Annotated in this window: 15 protein-coding genes; 4 read left to right on the plus strand and 11 right to left on the minus strand. The window is 56.9% G+C overall.

Translation table 11 applies throughout. The features are described from left to right. Positions 1-99: 99 nt before the first annotated feature. Positions 100-2,052, minus strand: a complete 1,953-nt coding sequence (gene acs, locus ACSV9I_RS14735) for an acetate--CoA ligase (RefSeq protein ID WP_438329583.1) — start codon at positions 2,050-2,052, stop codon at positions 100-102. A gap of 232 nt (positions 2,053-2,284) precedes the next feature. On the opposite strand from acs, the gene ACSV9I_RS14740 reads away from it, so the two are divergent. Then, positions 2,285-2,998, plus strand: coding sequence for a DUF1013 domain-containing protein (locus ACSV9I_RS14740; RefSeq protein ID WP_054159205.1), 714 nt, complete (start codon positions 2,285-2,287; stop codon positions 2,996-2,998). A 57-nt stretch (positions 2,999-3,055) separates the two neighbouring features. On the opposite strand, the gene ACSV9I_RS14745 is transcribed toward ACSV9I_RS14740, so the two are convergent. Both ACSV9I_RS14745 and ACSV9I_RS14750 read right to left on the minus strand, forming a co-directional pair. Further along, complete coding sequence (locus ACSV9I_RS14745) at positions 3,056-4,984, minus strand: propionyl-CoA synthetase (RefSeq protein WP_438329584.1); 1,929 nt, start codon at positions 4,982-4,984, stop codon at positions 3,056-3,058. A 106-nt stretch (positions 4,985-5,090) separates the two neighbouring features. Next, positions 5,091-5,750: a YggS family pyridoxal phosphate-dependent enzyme gene (locus ACSV9I_RS14750; protein WP_438329586.1), complete on the minus strand. Its 660-nt coding sequence runs from the start codon at positions 5,748-5,750 to the stop codon at positions 5,091-5,093. A gap of 192 nt (positions 5,751-5,942) precedes the next feature. On the opposite strand from ACSV9I_RS14750, the gene leuS reads away from it, so the two are divergent. Genes leuS through holA form a run of 3 tightly spaced genes read left to right on the plus strand, consistent with a single transcriptional unit; the run spans position 5,943 to position 10,126 of the window. Next, positions 5,943-8,564 (plus strand): leucine--tRNA ligase, encoded by a 2,622-nt coding sequence (gene leuS / locus ACSV9I_RS14755; RefSeq protein ID WP_438329588.1) that lies wholly within the window; start codon positions 5,943-5,945, stop codon positions 8,562-8,564. Further along, complete coding sequence (locus ACSV9I_RS14760) at positions 8,554-9,069, plus strand: hypothetical protein (RefSeq protein WP_438329590.1); 516 nt, start codon at positions 8,554-8,556, stop codon at positions 9,067-9,069. Before leuS ends, ACSV9I_RS14760 begins: the two co-directional genes overlap by 11 nt. Before the next feature lie 10 nt (positions 9,070-9,079). Then, entirely contained in the window at positions 9,080-10,126 is a 1,047-nt protein-coding gene (holA, locus tag ACSV9I_RS14765) for a DNA polymerase III subunit delta (RefSeq protein WP_438329592.1), read from the plus strand. Here holA and ACSV9I_RS14770 read toward each other — a convergent pair. From ACSV9I_RS14770 to hemE, 8 genes are all read right to left on the minus strand, one after another. Next, positions 10,123-11,004, minus strand: coding sequence for a ParB/RepB/Spo0J family partition protein (locus ACSV9I_RS14770; RefSeq protein ID WP_054159211.1), 882 nt, complete (start codon positions 11,002-11,004; stop codon positions 10,123-10,125). The two genes, holA and ACSV9I_RS14770, sit on opposite strands and share 4 nt — an antisense overlap. A 26-nt stretch (positions 11,005-11,030) precedes the next feature. Further along, a complete protein-coding gene (locus tag ACSV9I_RS14775) occupies positions 11,031-11,825 on the minus strand; it encodes a ParA family protein (RefSeq protein ID WP_054159212.1) in 795 nt (264 codons plus the stop codon). Between the two features lie 22 nt (positions 11,826-11,847). Continuing rightward, a complete protein-coding gene (gene rsmG, locus ACSV9I_RS14780; protein WP_438329673.1) occupies positions 11,848-12,462 on the minus strand; it encodes a 16S rRNA (guanine(527)-N(7))-methyltransferase RsmG in 615 nt (204 codons plus the stop codon). 5 nt (positions 12,463-12,467) lie between these two features. Beyond that, positions 12,468-14,342, minus strand: coding sequence for a tRNA uridine-5-carboxymethylaminomethyl(34) synthesis enzyme MnmG (gene mnmG / locus ACSV9I_RS14785; RefSeq protein ID WP_438329593.1), 1,875 nt, complete (start codon positions 14,340-14,342; stop codon positions 12,468-12,470). Between the two features lie 32 nt (positions 14,343-14,374). After that, positions 14,375-15,712, minus strand: coding sequence for a tRNA uridine-5-carboxymethylaminomethyl(34) synthesis GTPase MnmE (gene mnmE, locus ACSV9I_RS14790; protein WP_438329594.1), 1,338 nt, complete (start codon positions 15,710-15,712; stop codon positions 14,375-14,377). 46 nt (positions 15,713-15,758) lie between these two features. Beyond that, entirely contained in the window at positions 15,759-17,024 is a 1,266-nt protein-coding gene (rho, locus tag ACSV9I_RS14795) for a transcription termination factor Rho (protein ID WP_156318605.1), read from the minus strand. Between the two features lie 191 nt (positions 17,025-17,215). Beyond that, positions 17,216-17,752, minus strand: coding sequence for a protoporphyrinogen oxidase HemJ (gene hemJ / locus ACSV9I_RS14800; RefSeq protein ID WP_438329595.1), 537 nt, complete (start codon positions 17,750-17,752; stop codon positions 17,216-17,218). Positions 17,753-17,756: 4 nt separating this feature from the next. Then, positions 17,757-18,788, minus strand: coding sequence for a uroporphyrinogen decarboxylase (gene hemE / locus ACSV9I_RS14805; RefSeq protein ID WP_438329597.1), 1,032 nt, complete (start codon positions 18,786-18,788; stop codon positions 17,757-17,759). Between the last annotated feature and the right edge of the window lie 402 nt (positions 18,789-19,190).

Genomic DNA, 19,190 nt, shown 5'->3' on the forward strand with positions numbered 1-19,190 from the left:
GCGGAAGCGGCTATGCCCGGATGGATTAGGTCGCGAACAAGAAAGGGGCTCCAATTGGGAGCCCCTCTCTTTTGTCCTGGCAGGACAAAAAGGCCGCCATCAGCTGCCCTTGTTCTGGCGATTGGCGATCAGGTCATCGACAACGGCAGGATCGGCAAGCGTCGAGGTGTCGCCGAGTGCGCCGAAGTCGTTTTCGGCAATCTTGCGGAGAATGCGCCGCATGATCTTGCCCGAGCGAGTCTTCGGCAGGCCCGGCGCAAACTGGATTTTGTCAGGCGTGGCGATCGGGCCGATTTCGGTGCGAACATGCTTCAGCAAGTCGGTTCGCAGGGCATCATTACCCTCATGTCCCGACATCAAGGTGACATAGCAATAGATTCCCTGGCCCTTGATATTGTGCGGATAGCCCACCACGGCCGCTTCAGACACAAGATGGTGAGAGACGAGTGCCGACTCGACTTCCGCGGTTCCGAGACGATGCCCGGAGACGTTGAGGACGTCGTCCACGCGTCCGGTAATCCAGTAGTAGCCGTCCTCGTCCCGACGGCAGCCGTCGCCGGTGAAGTACTTGCCCTTGTAGGTGGAGAAATAGGTCTGCACATAGCGATCATGATCGCCATAGACGGACCGGGCCTGGCCGGGCCAGCTTTCGGTAATGCACAGATTGCCGTCCGTAGCGCCCTCAAGGACGTTCCCCTCGTTGTCGACCAGTTCCGGCTTGACGCCAAAAAACGGCCGCGTGGCAGAACCTGGTTTCAGCGGCGTGGCCCCCGGCAGCGGTGTGATCATGATGCCACCCGTCTCCGTCTGCCACCACGTGTCGACGACTGGCGACTGCTGTTCGCCAACGACGTTGTAGTACCACTCCCAGGCTTCCGGATTGATCGGCTCGCCAACAGAGCCAAGCAGCCGGAGCGATGACCGGTCTGAACGTTTGACGAACTCGTCGCCAGCGCCCATCAGCGAGCGGATCGCCGTGGGGGCTGTGTAGAAGATGTTGACCTTGTGCTTCTCGATTACTTCCCAGAAACGACCCTGGTCAGGGAAGGTCGGAATGCCTTCGAACATCAGCGTGGTCGCGCAGTTAGCGAGCGGACCATAGACGATGTAGGAGTGCCCGGTAACCCAACCGACATCCGCCGTGCACCAGTAGATATCTCCGTCGTGATAATCGAAGACATATTCATGCGTCATCGAGGCATAGACGAGATATCCCCCGGTCGTGTGCATCACGCCTTTCGGCTTGCCGGTTGAACCCGACGTATAGAGGATGAACAACGGATCTTCCGCTTTCATCTTCACCGGTGGGCAATCCGCCTTGACGGTGTGAACTTCCTGGTGGTGCCAGATGTCACGGCCCGGCGCCCAGCCGATCTTGCCGCCGGTGCGGCGAACCACGAGAACCTTGTTGACGATGACATACTGCTTGGCAGCGATGTCGATCGCAATGTCGGTGTTTTCCTTCAGTGGCACCGGCTTGCCACCACGAACACCCTCGTCACAGGTGATCACAAAGGTCGATTCACAGTCGACGATCCGGCCTGCCAGCGCTTCGGGAGAGAAGCCGCCGAAAACGACGGAATGCACGGCGCCGATACGCGCGCAGGCCAACATCGCATAAGCGGCCTCCGGGATCATCGGCATGTAGATCGTGACGCGGTCACCCTTCTTCACGCCATGCTTCTTCAGAACATTCGCCATCCGGCAGACATGGTCATAGAGCTCGTTGTAGGTGATCTTCTTGTCGATGTAGGGGTTGTCGCCTTCCCAGATGATCGCCGTGCGTTCGCCATGGGTCTTGAGGTGGCGGTCAATGCAATTGTAGGAGACATTTGTCAGGCCGTCCTCGAACCACTTGATCGGGACCTTTCCCTTGAACGACGTGTTCTTCACCTTGGTGTAGGGCTTGAACCAGTCGATGCGCTTACCGTGCTTGCCCCAGAACTTGTCGGGATCGTCGATGCTCTCCTGATACCACTTCTGGTATTTATCATCGTCGATCAGGGCGCGAATTTTTGCCGATTTCAGCACCGGATAGGTTTTGGCTGACATGAACTCCTCCTCATGTTGACGGGCCATCACTGGCGACCAGGACCGTCCTCCCCGGCCAATCGCCGACATACATAGCAGGTGAAACTTCGCCAGCAATTAGACAAAGGTCATTCGCGACTTCGCGAATTGCAATTTCGTTACATTATGGCTATAAGGACGCCGAATTCCCGGAAATAGTGGTTTAAACCCACGGCTCGCGACAACCGGCGCGGACCTCAGAAGGATTGTATCCATGGCCCAGACTCTGCTCATGCCGAAGGCGACTGCCGTTTGGCTCGTAGACAACACCGCGCTGTCATTCGACCAGATCGCGCAGTTCTGCAAATTGCACCCGCTTGAAGTCAAGGCGATTGCCGATGGTGAAGCGGCGCAGGGCATCAAGGGCCTGGACCCGATCGCGACCGGTCAGCTTTCGCGCGACGAAATCGTCCGCGGCGAAAAGGACATCCACTACAAGCTCAAGATTTCCGAGCCGAAGGTGCGCGTTCCCGACTCCAAGCGTCGCGGCCCGCGCTACACGCCGGTTTCCAAGCGCCAGGATCGTCCGAACGCGATCCTCTGGCTGGTTCGAAACCATCCGGAACTGAAGGACGCGCAGATTTCGCGCCTTGTCGGCACGACCAAGTCGACCATTGAACAGATCCGCGAGCGCACGCACTGGAACTCCGCCAACCTCGCGCCCATGGATCCGGTAACACTCGGCCTCTGCAGCCAGATCGACCTCGACCTGGAAGTGGAAAAGGCATCGAAGGGCCGTCCGCTTCCGACAGCAGCCGAACTTGGCGCAACCTTGCAGTCAGCAGCTGACACGGAGAACCTCCGCTATGGTTACGATCGCGAGGAAGAGAAGGAAAAGGAAATCGACGCCAACGCCGTTTTCGCCAAGCTCCAGTCGCTCAAGTCGACCCGCAACACTGACGAAGATGAAGACGACGGTCGCTACTGATCTTTATCACGCTGATTGAACAAGCCCCGGCTCCCCGCGCGCCGGGGCTTTTTCATGTCAGGCGACTTTGTCGCCCGACACGATCTGACCATGCACCCGCAAGACAGCTGTTATCTCGTCGAGAATAGCCGGGTCATCGATCGTCGCTGGCATTTTCCATGGCATGCCATCAGCGATCTTTTGCATCGTGCCTCTCAGGATCTTGCCTGAACGCGTCTTCGGCAGCCTGTCGACGATCATGACCATCTTGAACGCAGCGACGGGGCCAATTTCGTCTCTCACAAGCTGTACGATCTCGCGGCTGATCTGCGCGTGATCGCGATGCACATTCTTCTTCAAGACAAGAAAGCCACAAGGCACCTGCCCCTTCAGTTCGTCGGCGATACCTATGACGGCACATTCCGCGACATCAGGATGCATGGCGCAGACCTCCTCCATCGCGCCGGTGGAAAGACGGTGCCCGGCACAATTGATGATGTCATCTGTTCGCGCCATGACGAAGACATAGCCATCCTCGTCGATGATCCCGGCATCCGCGGTCTTGTAGTAGCCCGGGAACTCGTCGAGGCATGAGTGCCGGAACCGCTCGTCGGCGTTCCAGAAGGTCACGAGGCAACCAGGGGGCAGGGGGAGTTTGGCAACGATATTACCAAGCGTTCCACGTGGAACGGGATGGCCGGCATCATCGAGCACATCCAGAGCATAACCCGGCATGGGCTTGGTGGGGGAGCCGTGTTTCACTGGGAGCAAGCCGAGGCCAGCAGGATTTGCCGCGATCGCCCATCCGGTTTCCGTTTGCCACCAGTGATCGATGACCGGAATCTTGAGCATCCGTTCCGCCCATTTCAGCGTCTCGGGATCGGCGCGCTCACCGGCCAGAAAAAGTGCCCGGAGGCCCGAGAGATCGTAGCGCGCGATATGTTCGCCTTCTGCATCGTCACGACGGATGGCCCGGAAGGCGGTCGGTGCGGTGAACAGAACCTTGACGTCGTGATCATTGACCACGCGCCAGAACGTGCCGGCATCGGGCGTGCCGACAGGCTTGCCCTCGAAGATAACGGTGGCATTTCCAGCCAGAAGTGGCCCGTAGACGATATAGGAGTGGCCAACGACCCAGCCGATATCGGAAGCAGCCCAGAAGACTTCACCGGGCTTCATTCCGTAGATGTTCTGCATGGTCCAGTTCAAGGCGACCATATGACCGCCATTGTCCCGGACGACCCCCTTGGGCTCTCCCGTCGTGCCAGAGGTGTAAAGGATGTAGAGCGGATCGGTCGCCTCGACCGAAACTGGGGGAATGGTGAGACCCTTCACCTTCTCGACTTCGATGGCCTGCGCCAGATCGACGTCGCCGTGTTCGTAACGCAGAGGCGCGTGGTACTGCTCCCGCTGCAGCACGAGGCAGTAGTCCGGTTTGACCCTTGCCATGTCGAGGGCCTGATCCAGCAACGGCTTATAGGGAACGATCCGGCCAGGTTCGAGGCCGCAACTGGCACCAATCACCACCTTGGCACCCGAATCATTGATGCGTGTCGCAAGCTCATGGGCTGCAAACCCGCCAAACACAACGGAATGAACCGCGCCGAGGCGAGCGCAGGCGAGCATCGAGAAAACCGCTTCCGGAATCATCGGCATATAGATGATGACCCGATCCCCGCGACCCACGCCGTGATTGCGTAATACCGCCGCAATGGCCGACACTTCGACCAGGACCTCGTCATAGGTGAAGCGGGCGGTCTGCCCGGTCATGGGGCTGTCGTAGATGACAGCAGTTTCGCCGCCGCGACCGGCCGCAATATGGCGATCAACGCAGTTGTGGCAGGTATTGGTTCGCCCCCCTGCAAACCAACGGCCATAGGGGCCTTCATCAGGATCGAAGGTCACCTGTGGTGGCTCGAACCATTCGATCCCCTCCGCCGCCCGTGCCCAGAATGCCTCCGGATCCTGTTTCCACGCAGAATATACGTCTTGATATGCGCCGCCCATGCCATCCTCCCGACCTTGCCTGGTTCAGCCCTGTAAGGGCTATTCTAGGATTTGCCGGGAAAGGGTGGAAGCCAGACCAAAGCGCTATGCCGAAGGTCGAATGCCGCTAGCGTGTTCCAAAGAGGGCGGAGCCGACACGAACACTCGTTGCACCGAAACCGATCGCGGTTTCGAAATCGGCCGACATGCCCATCGAAAGCTGGGTAAGACCGTTTTCAACCGCCAATTTTTGCAAGAGTGCAAAATGCGGTCCGGGATTTTCGTCGGCCGGCGGAATGCACATCAAGCCCAAGACCTGAAGTCCCAGTTCATCACGGCATAGGATCACAAAACTCGCCACATCATCAGGCGCGATGCCGGCTTTTTGCGGCTCAAGCCCGGTATTGACCTGGATATAGACCGGCAAGGGTCGATGCTGGCGCTTCATTTCGTCGGCGAGGACCCGCGCAATCTTTTCGCGGTCGACACTTTCGATCACGTCGAAAACGCCCACGGCGTCAGCAGCCTTGTTAGACTGAAGGGGCCCGATCAGATGCAATTCGATATCCGGCGTCTTTTCCCGAAGTGCCGGCCATTTGGATTGTGCCTCCTGAACGCGGTTCTCACCGAAAACGCGCTGACCAGCCTCGATCACGGGGCGGATATGCTCTGCTTCGAATGTTTTTGAGACAGCGACCAGGGTGACCGAACTCGGGTCTCTCTCGGCTTCATCCGCAGCTTTGGCTATCTTCGCCCGAATCTCGAGCAAGTTGTCTTCAACCGACATCGCGATCTCTTTCTCTTCGACACCTTAAATCTGGATCGCCCAGATGGTGCGACAAGGGGTTAAGTCGCTTGGGTGGGACAGGCAAGCCATGAATGCAGAAAGCATGCTGCGAGCCTCAAAAACTTGACGCTTGGACGGTTTCATGATGAAGGTCAGCCTCACTTTTTGCAGCAATTCCCGGAAATTTGACTGATGGCTACCGAACGTTACAATCCGCGCGACGCCGAACCCCGCTGGCAGGCGAACTGGGCCGAGAACAAGGTCTTCGAGACTGATAATTCGGATCCGCGTGAGAAATACTACGTGCTGGAAATGTTCCCTTATCCTTCGGGGCGCATCCACATGGGTCACGTTCGAAACTATGCTATGGGTGACGTTGTTGCGCGCTACAAACGCGCTCGGGGTTACAACGTCCTGCATCCGATGGGATGGGACGCGTTCGGGATGCCGGCTGAAAACGCCGCGATGAAAAACAAGGTTCATCCCAAGGGCTGGACTTATGAAAACATCGCCACGATGCGCGGCCAGTTGAAATCCATGGGCCTATCGATCGACTGGTCGCGCGAGTTCGCGACCTGCGACGTTGAATATTACCATCGCCAGCAGCACCTCTTTCTCGATTTTCTCGAGAAGGGTCTCGTCTATCGCAAAAACTCCAAGGTCAACTGGGACCCGGAGGACATGACCGTTCTAGCCAACGAGCAGGTCATCGATGGCCGTGGCTGGCGCTCAGGTGCGTTGGTAGAACAGCGCGAATTGACCCAGTGGTTCTTCAAGATCACCGATTTCAGCCAGGATCTGCTTGATGCGCTCGACACGCTCGACCAGTGGCCGGAAAAGGTTCGTCTGATGCAGAAGAACTGGATCGGTCGCTCGGAAGGCATGATTGTTCGCTGGGAAATCGTCTCGGGCAGTACAGAAGGCGAAGTCGCTGTCTACACCACGCGACCGGACACGCTGTTCGGCGCCTCCTTCCTGGCAATCTCCGCCGATCACCCCCTCGCCCGCGAAGCCTCCGCGCGCGATGCTGCAATCGATGCGTTCTGCCAGGAATGCCGCCATGCCGGCACCTCTCTTGCTGCCCTTGAAACAGCGGAAAAAAAGGGCATCGACACCGGTATCCGCGTCAAGCACCCGCTTGATAGCAGCCTGGAATTGCCGGTCTATGTCGCCAACTTCGTTCTGATGGAATATGGCACGGGCGCGATTTTCGGCTGCCCGTCCGGCGACCAGCGCGACCTTGACTTCGCGCGCAAGTATGGTCTGCCAGTCACACCCGTCGTGATGCCGAAGGATGGCGACGCTGCGACCTTCGTTATTGGCGACACAGCCTTTTCCGATGACGGTGTGATGATCAATTCGCGCTTCCTCGACGGAATGACCACCGCGGAAGCGTTTGAGGAGGTGGCGAAGCGCCTGTCCTCACAGACTTTGGGGAACATGCCTCAGGGCGAGCGCAAGGTAAATTTCCGTCTGCGCGACTGGGGCATTTCCCGTCAGCGCTACTGGGGTTGCCCGATCCCCGTTATCCATTGTGATGACTGTGGTGTGGTTCCAGTGCCGAAGCAGGATCTGCCGGTCAAGCTGCCTGACGACGTCAGTTTCGACAAGCCGGGCAATCCACTCGATCGCCATCCGACATGGCGCCACGTCGCCTGCCCATGCTGCGGCAAGGACGCACGTCGCGAAACCGACACGATGGATACGTTCGTCGATTCGAGTTGGTATTTCGCGCGCTTCACCGCCCCGTGGGAAGACAAACCGACCGACCCGGCGGCGGCCAATACCTGGTTGCCGGTCGACCAGTACATTGGCGGCATTGAACACGCGATCCTGCATCTTCTCTATTCGCGCTTCTTCACCCGTGCGATGCGTGAGACAGGCCATCTGGACGTGAAGGAGCCGTTCAAGGGCCTCTTCACGCAGGGCATGGTGGTGCATGAGACCTACAGTATTGGCGAAGGCCTGACCCGCGAATGGGTCGCCCCCGCAGACCTGAGGATCGACGAGATCGACGGCGAACGTCGCGCCTATTTGCTGTCCAACGGGCAGGAAGCCAGGATCGGTTCGATCGAGAAGATGTCGAAGTCGAAAAAGAATGTTGTCGACCCGGATGATATTATCGGCTCCTACGGCGCAGACACCGCCCGCTTTTTTGTTCTGTCCGATTCGCCGCCGGATCGTGATGTGATCTGGTCAGAATCTGGTGTGGAAGGGGCACATCGTTTTGTTCAGCGCGTCTGGCGCCTCATATCAGAGGCAGCAGAAGAGCTGAGGACCGTAGAGAGCAAGCCGGCGCTTGAGGGCGAGGGCTTCGCTGTGTCTCAAGCGGCCCACAAGACGCTCAAGGCCGTTCAGGGTGACCTGGACAAGCTCGCCTTCAACAAGGCAATCGCTCGCATCTATGAACTCGTCAACACGCTTGCCGCGCCGCTGACGTCGGTCGCCGCTGGACAGGCGCAACCCGCGCTGAAATCCGCTCTGCGCAATGCAGCGGAGATCCTGGTTCAGTTGATTGCACCGATGACACCGCATCTGGCGGAAGAATGCTGGACGACGCTTGGAAATAAAGGCCTTGTTTCACAGGCTTCATGGCCGACTTACGAAGACGCTCTCGTTGCTGAAAATGAGGTCACACTTCCGATCCAAATCAATGGCAAGAAGCGAGCCGAATTGACAATCAGCCGCGACGCGGACCAAACTGCCGTGAGCGAAGCGGTACTGGCCCTTGATGCGGTGAAAGCAGCTCTCGCTGGTCAGGCACCTAAGAAAATCATCGTCGTCCCGCTAAGGATCGTGAATATTGTCCTCTAATTTCCAGAGTTCCAAGCTGCTGCGTCGCAGCCTTCTCCTCGGCGCAGCACTTCTGCTGGCCGGTTGCCAAGCAAGACCGCTGTATCTGGACAATGATGGCCAGATGCGCCAGACGCTCGCGTCCATCGCGTTCTCCGAGGCCAAGGACAGAGTTGGGCTCGAGACCCGTAACAGGCTGATCTTCCTCACCGGGGGCGGTGCCCAGCCAACCACGCCGCAATACCGCGTCGACCTCACCGTTTCGAGTTCTGTCGAGGGCGTGCTTCTGGATCGCGCGGCAGACCGCCCGAACTCCGGTCGTGCCGTTGCAATCGGGTCGTTTACGCTCACCCGGATTTCCGACGGTACGGTTCTCAAGACCGGTCGTCGTCAAAGTGTGGCGCTGTTCGACTATCCGCAGCAGGAATACGCACGCCTGCGCTCCGTTCGTGATGCGGAGACGCGTGCCGCCCGCGAGCTTGCGGAACTGGTCTACGCCGACCTGGCAACGGCCCTGGGCCGCTGATAGCGGCACCATGGTCGACGTCAAATCACACGAGTTCGAAGGCTTCCTCCAGAAGTCTGCACGACACTATAGGATCTTTCTGGTCTACGGACCGGATAGGGGTCTGGTCTCCGAGCGTGCAGATCAGATTGCCAAGGCAACTGGTGTCAGTCTGGATGACGGCTTCGCGCTCGTGCGGCTTGACGCCTCGGATGTGCAGGGCCAACCGGGGCGTCTGCTGGATGAGGTCAATGCTCTCGGTCTGTTCGGTGGCGAGAAGCTTGTCTGGATCAAGGGCGCCGCCAATGAAAAGGCGCTTGTCGAAGGCTTCCAGATCCTGGCCAAAGACCCGCCGGACGGCAGCTACCTTCTGGTTGAGGCGGGTGATCTGAAGAAGACAGGAGCCCTCCGCAAGGTCGGCGAATCCGAGAGGACGATTGCCGCGATTGCCTGCTACCAGGACGATGCCCGCGCCCTCAACGCATTGATCGACCACGAACTCTCCGCTGCCCAGTTGCGTATCACGCCGGCTGCACGCGAATTGCTGCTGAATTCAATCGGTGGCGACCGGATTGCATCGCGCAATGAACTGCAGAAACTGCTGCTCTACTGCATGCATGAAACCCTGATCGACGAGCACCACGTCGCAGACATTATCGGCGACGCCAGCGCAATTTCGACCGATGAGGTTGTCGACCACGTTCTGGAAGGAGACCCAGACGGCTTTCTGCATGCCATTCAGAAGGTTATTGCGTCGAAGACGGCCGTGTTTCTTGTCCTGCAGTCTACCTTGAAACAATTTCAGCTCTTGGAGAGCATGCGTCTCGAAATGGACGAACGCCAACAGCAAGTGGCCCAGGTGATGCAAACACTCGGTCGGGGCATCCATTTTCGCAGGAAGCCCATCATCGAAAAGACGTTACGGAACTGGAATAGTGCAGATTTAAGCCGAGAAGCCTCCCGCCTCGGCGCGGCAATCCTCCAGAGCCGACAGAGATCCGCTCTGGAAGATAATCTTGCCATTCAAACTCTGCTTGCCACAACACTACAGGCAGGCAGACGAAATCGCCGGACCTAGCGGTCCTCAAGCAGCCTGCAAATTTCTTCGAGCTGATCCAAACTCTTGTAATTTATACGTAATTGGCCACCGTCACCCTTGTGGCTAATGTTGACGGCCAGGCCAAGACGATCCGAGAGACTGCGCTCCAAGGCAATCGTATCCGAATCTTTCTCCGGCCGGACACTGGCTGCGGCAGGGTTGTTTTGACCCTTAATATGGTTCTGTGCCATCCGTTCCGCATCGCGAACCGATAGTCCCTTATTCACAATCGTTTTGGCGAGTGTAACTGGATCCGGAGTCGAAACGAGTGCGCGGGCATGACCTGCGGAAAGCGAACCTTCAGCCAACATATCCCGAACAGGTTCAGGAAGTTTCAGCAGGCGAAGGCTATTCGCCACATGGCTGCGGCTCTTACCGATGATCTCACCGAGATCGTTCTGCGTATAGCCATGCTCAGCGATCAATTGATCATAGCCAAGCGCTTCTTCCAGCGGGTTGAGATCCGAACGTTGAACGTTTTCAACGATAGCCAGCTCAAGCGCCGTCCGGTCATCAACATCGCGCACGATGACAGGAATTTCGACCAGCCCTGCAAGCTGCGCAGCGCGCCACCGACGTTCCCCCGCGATAATCTCATAACGACCATTGCCAACTGTCCGGACGACGACGGGCTGAACGATACCGTGTTGGCGGATGGACCCTGCAAGATCCTGCAGTTCGCTTTCATCAAAATAGCGGCGTGGATTTTTAGCGCTGCGCGCTACGAATTCGATCGGAATCGTCCGGTCTGGACTAACGCTCGGCGCGGTCGTTCCTGCAGCAACAGGCTGGTCCATCTCACCAATAAGAGCAGCAAGACCACGCCCAAGGCGCCGTTTCGAAATGTCTTCACTCATCCGATTTACCCCGTCGTCTTAGATGATCACGCAGCTTTACGCTGTCGCTCGCGCTGGATGACCTCCGAGGCCAATTGCAGATAAGCCTGGCTACCCGCGCATTTGAGGTCATATAGAATAGCGGGCTTACCATAGGAAGGCGCTTCTGAAACCCGAACATTGCGAGGAATGAGGGTTGCATAAACCTTCTCCCCCAAATGCTCACGAACATCGTTGACCACCTGCTGTGCCAGATTGTTTCGGGAGTCGAACATGGTCAGGACGATACCCTGAATATCGAGGGTCGGATTAACTGTCTGACGAACCTGATTGATCGTCTCGAGGAGCTGGCTGAGACCTTCAAGCGCGAAAAATTCGCACTGCAGGGGCACGAGAATTGAGTGTGCCGCAGCCATGGCATTCATCGTCAATAGATTGAACGAGGGCGGGCAATCCAGCAGAACATAGCTATAGCCTCGCGCATCGTCCAGATTTAGCGCCTGCCTGAGACGGAAGACGCGGTCAGCGTGCTGGGAGATTTCCATCTCGAATCCCAGCAAATCCATGGTTGAGGGCACGATGGATAAATTGGGAACAGCTGTTTCGAGTGCGGCCTCAGAGATCTTATGAGATCCGATCAGAACATCATAGGAAGAAAGCCGGCGGTCTCGTCGGTCGATCCCCAGGCCAGTGCTGGCATTACCTTGCGGATCAAGGTCAACAATCAATACACGCTCGCCAATCGCAGCAAGCGCAGTCGCCAAGTTGATGGCCGTCGTTGTTTTACCAACGCCACCCTTCTGGTTTGCAATAGTGATGATGCGGTTTTTCTCGAGATTCATATGGCACCCGAAGGTTGGCCTTTTACAGGCGCTGGAGCGAGGAAATTTCCAGTATGACGGAATCGGCTTCTACCACGCTCTGATGTACTACCAGATCGAATCGCCACCGGCCACGCGCTTTTTCGATTTCGGCGAGATAATCCCGCCCTTTGTGAAAAACCAGCTTCAAGTTTCGGTTTTTTTCGACCCAAGGAAAGACGTAATCGAAGAGCTTGTCCAATTCTGCAAGCGCACGGGCAGAAATGACATCTGGCGCTTCGAGTTTCGAAACTGCATCCTCGATCCGTAGCGGATGAACAGCACCGCGTGCCTGGCTTTCGAGCAAGGCCATACGCAGAAAGCTGCACTTTTTCTTGTTGCTCTCGACGAGATCAACCCAGCCTTCGCCAGTCTCCGTCAAGGCAATTGCAATCACGATGCCAGGGAAGCCACCACCGCTTCCTATGTCAATCCACCGGGCTGGACCGGGTACGATGGTACGAAGTTGGAGAGAGTCCCGAACATGGCGATTCCATACCTCGCTAAGCGTGGAGGGAGCAACGAGGTTTATGGTTCGGGCCCACTTCTGAAACAGGTCAACAAAGCGGCCCAGCTTTTCCTGCGTTTCACGTGAAACATCCACAGCTTCTTGCATAATTTTCCTTACGAGGCCTGCTGCTGACCCACACCCTTACGTAGATGGGCGACCAGCAGCGCCACAGCTGCCGGCGTCATGCCTTCGATTTTCGCTGCCTGTGCTAAATGAACTGGCCTTAGTGACGAAAGCTTCTGTTTGAGCTCGTTCGATAGACCGGACAGTTTATGATAGTCGAAGCTCGAGGGAATAACGCGTTCTTCTTCGGCCTGAACACGCTCTATATCGGCTGCCTGACGATCAAGATAGGTACTGTACAGCGCATCAATTCCAACAAGTTCCGCCAGCGCTTCGTCCACGTCGCTGAGCTCGGGCCAGATCTTGACAAGGTCAGACCAACCCAGCTCTGGATAGGACAGAAGCTCTCGTGCATTGCGACGACGACCGTCTTGGTTGACCATTACTGCCTTCGTTTTCATTTCGGTCGGTGAGGCAGATAGCTCACCGAGACGAGCATATAAATTCAGCCTATCTCTTTGATATTTATGGAATTTTTCTGATCGAGAAGGCCTGATGCAGCCGATTTCGAGCCCAAGCGGTGTGAGACGCATATCGGCATTGTCTGCCCGCAAGGACAGTCTGTATTCGGCGCGCGACGTGAACATGCGGTATGGCTCTGCCACACCACGGGTCGTCAAATCGTCAATCATGACACCGATATACGCATTCGTACGGCTGAACGTGACCGGCTCACGATCCAACGCGTAAGAAGCGGCGTTCAGTCCTGCAACCAGACCCTGCGCGCCTGCTTCTTCGTAACCTGTTGTGCCGTTGATCTGACCAGCGAGGTAGAGCCCAGTCGCTGACCGCACAGCCAGAGTCAGGTCAAGTTGCTGCGGATCCACATAATCATACTCAATCGCGTATCCCGGTTGGAGGATGACGGCTTTCTCCAACCCCGAGATGGAGTGGATAAAGGCTTCCTGCACCTCTGCTGGAAGCGACGTCGATATCCCGTTCGGATAGATCGTATCATCGTCAAGACCTTCCGGCTCCAGGAAAATCTGATGGCCGTCTCTGTCACCGAAGCGGCTGATCTTGTCCTCGATCGACGGACAATAGCGCGGACCCACCCCCTCAATCTGCCCCGAATACATGGCCGATCGATGGAGATTGTCGCGGATGATCCGATGTGTTTCCATCGTCGTTCGCGTAATTCCGCATGAGATCTGCGGTACCGCAATCTTCTCCGTCATGAGAGAGAAGGGCACGGGTTCTGAATCTGCTTCCTGTCGTTCAAGCTTCGACCAGTCGATCGTTTTGCCGTCAAGGCGCGCAGGCGTTCCTGTCTTCAGTCGTCCCAACTCTAGGCCGAGCGCAGCCAAGTCTTCGCTCAGGCGAAGGGCAGGGGCCTCACCAACGCGACCACCAGGGATCTTTTGATCACCAATGTGAATAACACCGCGGAGGAATGTCCCAGTGGTTAGGACAACAGCCTTCGCGCGGACGACAGACCCATCCGACAAGACAACACCGCGGATAACCGAGTCGTCGCGCAGAAGCCCCTCCACACCCGCTTCGATGATCTCCAGTTTGTCGTACTCAGCAAGATAGGTTTGGACTGCATTTCGATAGAGCTTGCGGTCTGCCTGTGTGCGGGGTCCCCACACAGCCGGACCCTTCTTCCTATTCAGCATACGGAATTGAATGCCACTGGCATCCGCCGCCTGGCCCATGATTCCGTCAAGTGCATCGATTTCACGAACGAGATGCCCCTTGCCGAGGCCACCGATGGCGGGATTGCATGACATAGTGCCGATCTTCTCCGCACTATGGGTCACCAAGGCTGTCACCGCACCCATGCGTGCAGCAGCAGCGGCCGCCTCGGTGCCTGCATGGCCACCGCCCACGACAACAACGTCAAAAATGCGCTCAATGCTCATTACTGACCCTCACTGGGCTCGTTTCACGTGAATCACTTTCCGACACAGAATTCGGAGAAGATTTTGCCCAAAAGCATTTCGGTATCGATACGACCAGTTACCCTTGCCAACTCATCGGCAGCTTGCCTCAGCAATTCTGCTTTCAGCTCCAAGGGAAGGGCCTTCTTGTCCAGGCATTCGCGCAAACTGGCACGAGCGGCCGATAGGCGTTGTGCATGCCTCAACCGGCTCGGGATTGCAAGACTTCCGACTCGCGTCCGCTCCTTGACAATCATCAACATCCGAGCCCGCAATTCGTCGATACCGGTACCGGAAACAGCGGAGAGAGAAACATCAAATCCCTTCTGGGATCCTGCTGTCTCGTCTGGTCGGTCGAGATCCACTTTGGTGCAGATCGTCAAGACATCACCTCGAACCGGCCCCAATTCGGCCTGCGGTGCCCGTCCAAGCTCGGAGAGATGGAGAACCAGGTCTGCATCTGCGATCGTCACAAAGGCGCGCCGTATGCCTTCACGTTCGACTGGCTCGTCGGTCTCTCGTAATCCGGCAGTGTCAAAGAGATGCACCTTGTAGCCATCGAGGTCCAGTTCGCAGTGAACAATGTCCCGTGTCGTTCCGGCAATTTCGGTTACGATGGCCACGTCTCGGCGCACAAGTGCATTCATCAAGCTTGATTTACCGGCGTTCGGTGCTCCCGCCAAAACCACGCGAAATCCGTCGCGAATGATCTCACCCGTTTTGGCTGTCGACAACACAGCATCGATTTCATCGGCCAGTGTCGCCACTTCGGACCAGATGCGATCTGAAACAGATCCTGGGATATCGCCTTCATCGCTGAAGTCGAGTTCCGCTTCGATCATGGCTCGCGCAAAGATCAGGCGCTCACGCCAGCGCTCATAGATGGCCGAGAGATGCCCGCTCGACTGCTCACTGGCGAGACGCCTTTGCATTTCTGTCTCAGCCGCCAGAAGGTCGGCCAGACCTTCTATTTCGACCAGATCAAGTTTTCCATTTTCGAATGCGCGGCGTGAGAATTCACCTGCTTCGGCCAGTCGCAAGCTATCGAATCCGGCTAATTGTTCAAGAACTGCGGCAATGACTGCCTTGCCACCGTGAATGTGCAATTCAGCACAATCCTCACCCGTGAAGGACTGCGGTCCCGGAAAGGAGAGAACCAGTCCTTTGTCCAGAATATCACCGGAGGATGTGCGAAGCGTGCGAAGCGCTGCCACGCGTGGTTCTGGTAATGCGCCGCCGATCAACCTGCCCAAGGCAGCGAGTGCCATCGGCCCGCTGATGCGGATGACAGCGACCCCCGCTGGCGGCGCACCGGAAGCAAGGGCGAATATCGTGTCATGGGCTGCTGTCATCAATAGAGCGCTCCTGACAAAGGAGCCGGCGCAAGGCCGGCTTCCATCAGGTGTTCATCGAGTCGAAGAAGTCACCATTGTTCTTCGTCTGCTTCAGCTTGTCGATCAGGAACTCGATCGCATCGGTTGTTCCCATCGGCGCGAGGATACGGCGCAGGACGAAGATCTTCTGCAGATCCTGGCGCGGTACCAGCAAATCTTCCTTGCGGGTACCGGACTTCAGAATATCCATCGACGGGAAGATTCGCTTGTCGGCGACCTTACGGTCCAGAACGATTTCCGAGTTACCCGTGCCCTTGAATTCTTCGAAGATCACTTCGTCCATACGGCTGCCCGTATCGATCAGGGCCGTCGCGATAATGGTCAGCGAGCCACCTTCCTCGATATTACGTGCGGCACCAAAGAAGCGCTTCGGGCGCTGCAGAGCGTTAGCATCAACACCACCGGTCAGAACCTTGCCAGAAGACGGCACAACGGTGTTGTAGGCTCGTCCGAGACGAGTGATGGAATCGAGCAGAATAACGACGTCGCGACCGTGCTCAACGAGACGCTTGGCCTTCTCGATAACCATCTCGGCGACCTGAACATGGCGTACGGCAGGTTCATCAAAGGTGGACGAAACGACTTCGCCACGCACCGAGCGCTGCATGTCAGTCACTTCTTCGGGGCGTTCGTCGATAAGAAGAACGATCAGATAACATTCCGGATGGTTCGCCGTGATGGAATGGGCGATGTTCTGCAAAAGGACCGTCTTACCGGTACGCGGCGGCGCAACGATCAGGCCACGCTGGCCTTTGCCGAGCGGTGCGACCAGATCGATCACGCGTGCAGACAGATCCTTGGACGTCGGGACATCCAGCTCCATCTTGAAGCGCTCATTCGGGTAGAGCGGCGTCAGATTGTCGAAATGAACCTTGTGGCGGATCTTCTCGGGATCTTCGAAGTTAATTGTGTTGACCTTCAGCAGCGCGAAATAGCGCTCGCCTTCCTTCGGTCCACGAATTGGTCCCTCAACCGTGTCACCGGTCTTCAGCGAGAAGCGACGGATCTGCGATGGAGAAATGTAGATATCATCAGGACCCGGCAGATAGTTCGCATTGGCCGAACGAAGGAAGCCGAAGCCGTCCTGCAAGACCTCAACGACACCTTCGCCGATAATCTCGACGTCCTGGCTCGCGAGCATCTTGAGGATCGCGAACATCAGCTCCTGCTTGCGCATGGTGCTCGCGTTCTCGACTTCGAGCGTTTCGGCAAATGTCAGGAGATCAGTCGGCGACTTGCTCTTGAGTTCTTGTAGCTTCATTTCAGCCATGAAGGGGACCATAGAGATTGAGTTTTGGGAAGGAACGGCGTGCGCCAGGAATTCTTACGATTGCGAAGGCCGCAATTCACTGAATGTTACGCAAGCCATGAAGAGGGGAGTGCGGGGAAAATAGCGATTTCACCACTGCACCGCAAGTGAAAACCGGCACCGGCCGAAATTAAGCCGCAGCCCAGTCTCCACTAGAATGGCTTGACGACGGCAAATATCACAATGGCGATCATCAGCAAAGTTGGTGCTTCATTCATAATTCGCCAGAACCTTGGCGTGCGGACATAGTCGCCCCGGCCAAAAGATCGGACCGACTTGGCGAAATAACCATGGACGCCCGAAAGCGCGAATACAGCGGCGAGCTTGGCATGCAGCCAGCCACCCTGAAAGCCGAACACACTCCAGGCGAGATAGAGACCCAGAACCCAGGACACGACCATGGCAGGCGTCATGATCACTGACATGAGCCGTTCCTCCATCACGGCAAATGTCCTCGCCTGCTCGGACCCCGGAGCACTATCAGAATGGTAGATGAACAAGCGAGGCAGATAGAGCATGCCCGCCATCCAAGAGATGACAGCGATGAGATGCAGCGCCTTGATCCAAGGATAAGCGTCATCCGGACCCGCAAGCATCACGCCAGCAGCAACAACGCCAAAGAACACGAGCGCAACCACGGCCTTTCGTGCAGCCTTTTGGCCAGGGCGTGCGTCGGTCTGCTTTTCCATCACTTTATCCAAAGCTACGAACCCGACGAACCAGATCCGAAACATGCTCCGGGTCGGCCTGCGGCGTAATCCCGTGACCGAGATTGAAAATCAGTGGTCCCTGACCCAGCACCTGCAAGATGGCATCAATCCCTTCATCAAGCGAGCGCCCACCGGCAACGACGCGCATCGGATCGAGATTGCCCTGAACAGGTCCGTCCTTCTGTAACTCAGCGGCAAAGCTGAGCGGAACCGACCAATCAAGGCCAATCGCATCCGCGCCCGTTGCCTGCCGGTAGTTCTTCAACAGGATACCTGCACCCTTCGCAAAGGCGATGATCTTGGCCTTGGGGCGACGTGCACGAACAGAGGCGATCATGCGGGCAACAGGACGAACGCTAAATTTCTCGAACTCGACCTCGCCAAGCACACCTGCCCAGGAATCGAAAATCTGTACGGCGTCAGCGCCGGCATCAATTTGCGAAACGAGGTAATCGGCAGAAACGTCGGCGAGGAAATCCAGGAGCCGCACGAAGGCTTCAGGGTATTGATAGGCGAAAAGCCGCGCCGGTGCCTGATCTGGCGTGCCGTGGCCTGCGATCATGTATGTTGCAACCGTCCACGGTGCGCCACAAAAGCCCAGAAGGGTGGTCTCTGTCGGCAATTCGCGTCTGAGGCGGCTCACCGTCTCAATGACGGGTTTCAGATGTTCAGTGATGCCCTCAGGGCTCAGAGCAGCAATTCCACTCTCATCGATGGGATCCATCTGCGGTCCGTGTCCCTCAGTGAAACGGACATTGCGGTTCAGAGCATCCGGTATCACCAGAATGTCGGAAAACAGGATGGCCGCATCGAAGCCATACCGACGGATCGGTTGGAGAGTGACTTCCGTTGCCAGTTCCGGCGAGTAACAGAGGTCAAGGAAACTTCCGGCATGGGCACGTGTGGCGCGGTATTCGGGCAGATATCGCCCCGCCTGTCTCATGAGCCAGATTGGCGGTGGCGTGACCGTCTTGCCATTGAGGACGTCGAGGACTTTTCGGTTCAAATCACTCAAGGCTCAGGCCCCTTCAAATAAAGAAAAGAGATATAGATTCTTCTTCTATTTCTAAGAGTCTCTGACTATCAAGGATTAAAGCGTGTCCACAGAGACCAGCCTTCTCGCCATTTGTCGCATCAAGTCGCGTCGTGTTCTCCAAGTTTCCCCGCAATCTGTGGAGAAGCTGAAATTAACCCGAAGATTCAACGATCTGGGAAATGTGTTAATGGCTCCGCTCTGTGGATGACGTGGTGACTGACCAATGTGAAATTGTGTTATCCACACTATCCACAGATGCGGCGAAACGATCTGCGCTCAGGCTTTCGCTGTGGACAAATCGGAGGTTTTCCCGCCTCCTCCGAAGCGCGGGTGCAGAAGCCTCTCGTTATCCCAGTCTATCAACAGGTACCGGAGAAGATC

Source organism: Rhizobium sp. G187, assembly GCF_051549525.1.
Lineage (GTDB): Bacteria > Pseudomonadota > Alphaproteobacteria > Rhizobiales > Rhizobiaceae > Allorhizobium.

Coding starts and splice junctions, on each gene's coding strand:
- hemJ (WP_438329595.1), bottom strand. CDS start 17,752: ATGGAAAAGCAGACCGACGCACGCCCTGGCCAAAAGGCTGCACGAAAG.
- mnmG (WP_438329593.1), bottom strand. CDS start 14,342: ATGAGCATTGAGCGCATTTTTGACGTTGTTGTCGTGGGCGGTGGCCAT.
- mnmE (WP_438329594.1), bottom strand. CDS start 15,712: ATGACAGCAGCCCATGACACGATATTCGCCCTTGCTTCCGGTGCGCCG.
- ACSV9I_RS14750 (WP_438329586.1), bottom strand. CDS start 5,750: ATGTCGGTTGAAGACAACTTGCTCGAGATTCGGGCGAAGATAGCCAAA.
- acs (WP_438329583.1), bottom strand. CDS start 2,052: ATGTCAGCCAAAACCTATCCGGTGCTGAAATCGGCAAAAATTCGCGCC.
- ACSV9I_RS14740 (WP_054159205.1), top strand. CDS start 2,285: ATGGCCCAGACTCTGCTCATGCCGAAGGCGACTGCCGTTTGGCTCGTA.
- rho (WP_156318605.1), bottom strand. CDS start 17,024: ATGGCTGAAATGAAGCTACAAGAACTCAAGAGCAAGTCGCCGACTGAT.
- holA (WP_438329592.1), top strand. CDS start 9,080: ATGGTCGACGTCAAATCACACGAGTTCGAAGGCTTCCTCCAGAAGTCT.
- leuS (WP_438329588.1), top strand. CDS start 5,943: ATGGCTACCGAACGTTACAATCCGCGCGACGCCGAACCCCGCTGGCAG.
- ACSV9I_RS14770 (WP_054159211.1), bottom strand. CDS start 11,004: ATGAGTGAAGACATTTCGAAACGGCGCCTTGGGCGTGGTCTTGCTGCT.
- ACSV9I_RS14745 (WP_438329584.1), bottom strand. CDS start 4,984: ATGGGCGGCGCATATCAAGACGTATATTCTGCGTGGAAACAGGATCCG.
- ACSV9I_RS14775 (WP_054159212.1), bottom strand. CDS start 11,825: ATGAATCTCGAGAAAAACCGCATCATCACTATTGCAAACCAGAAGGGT.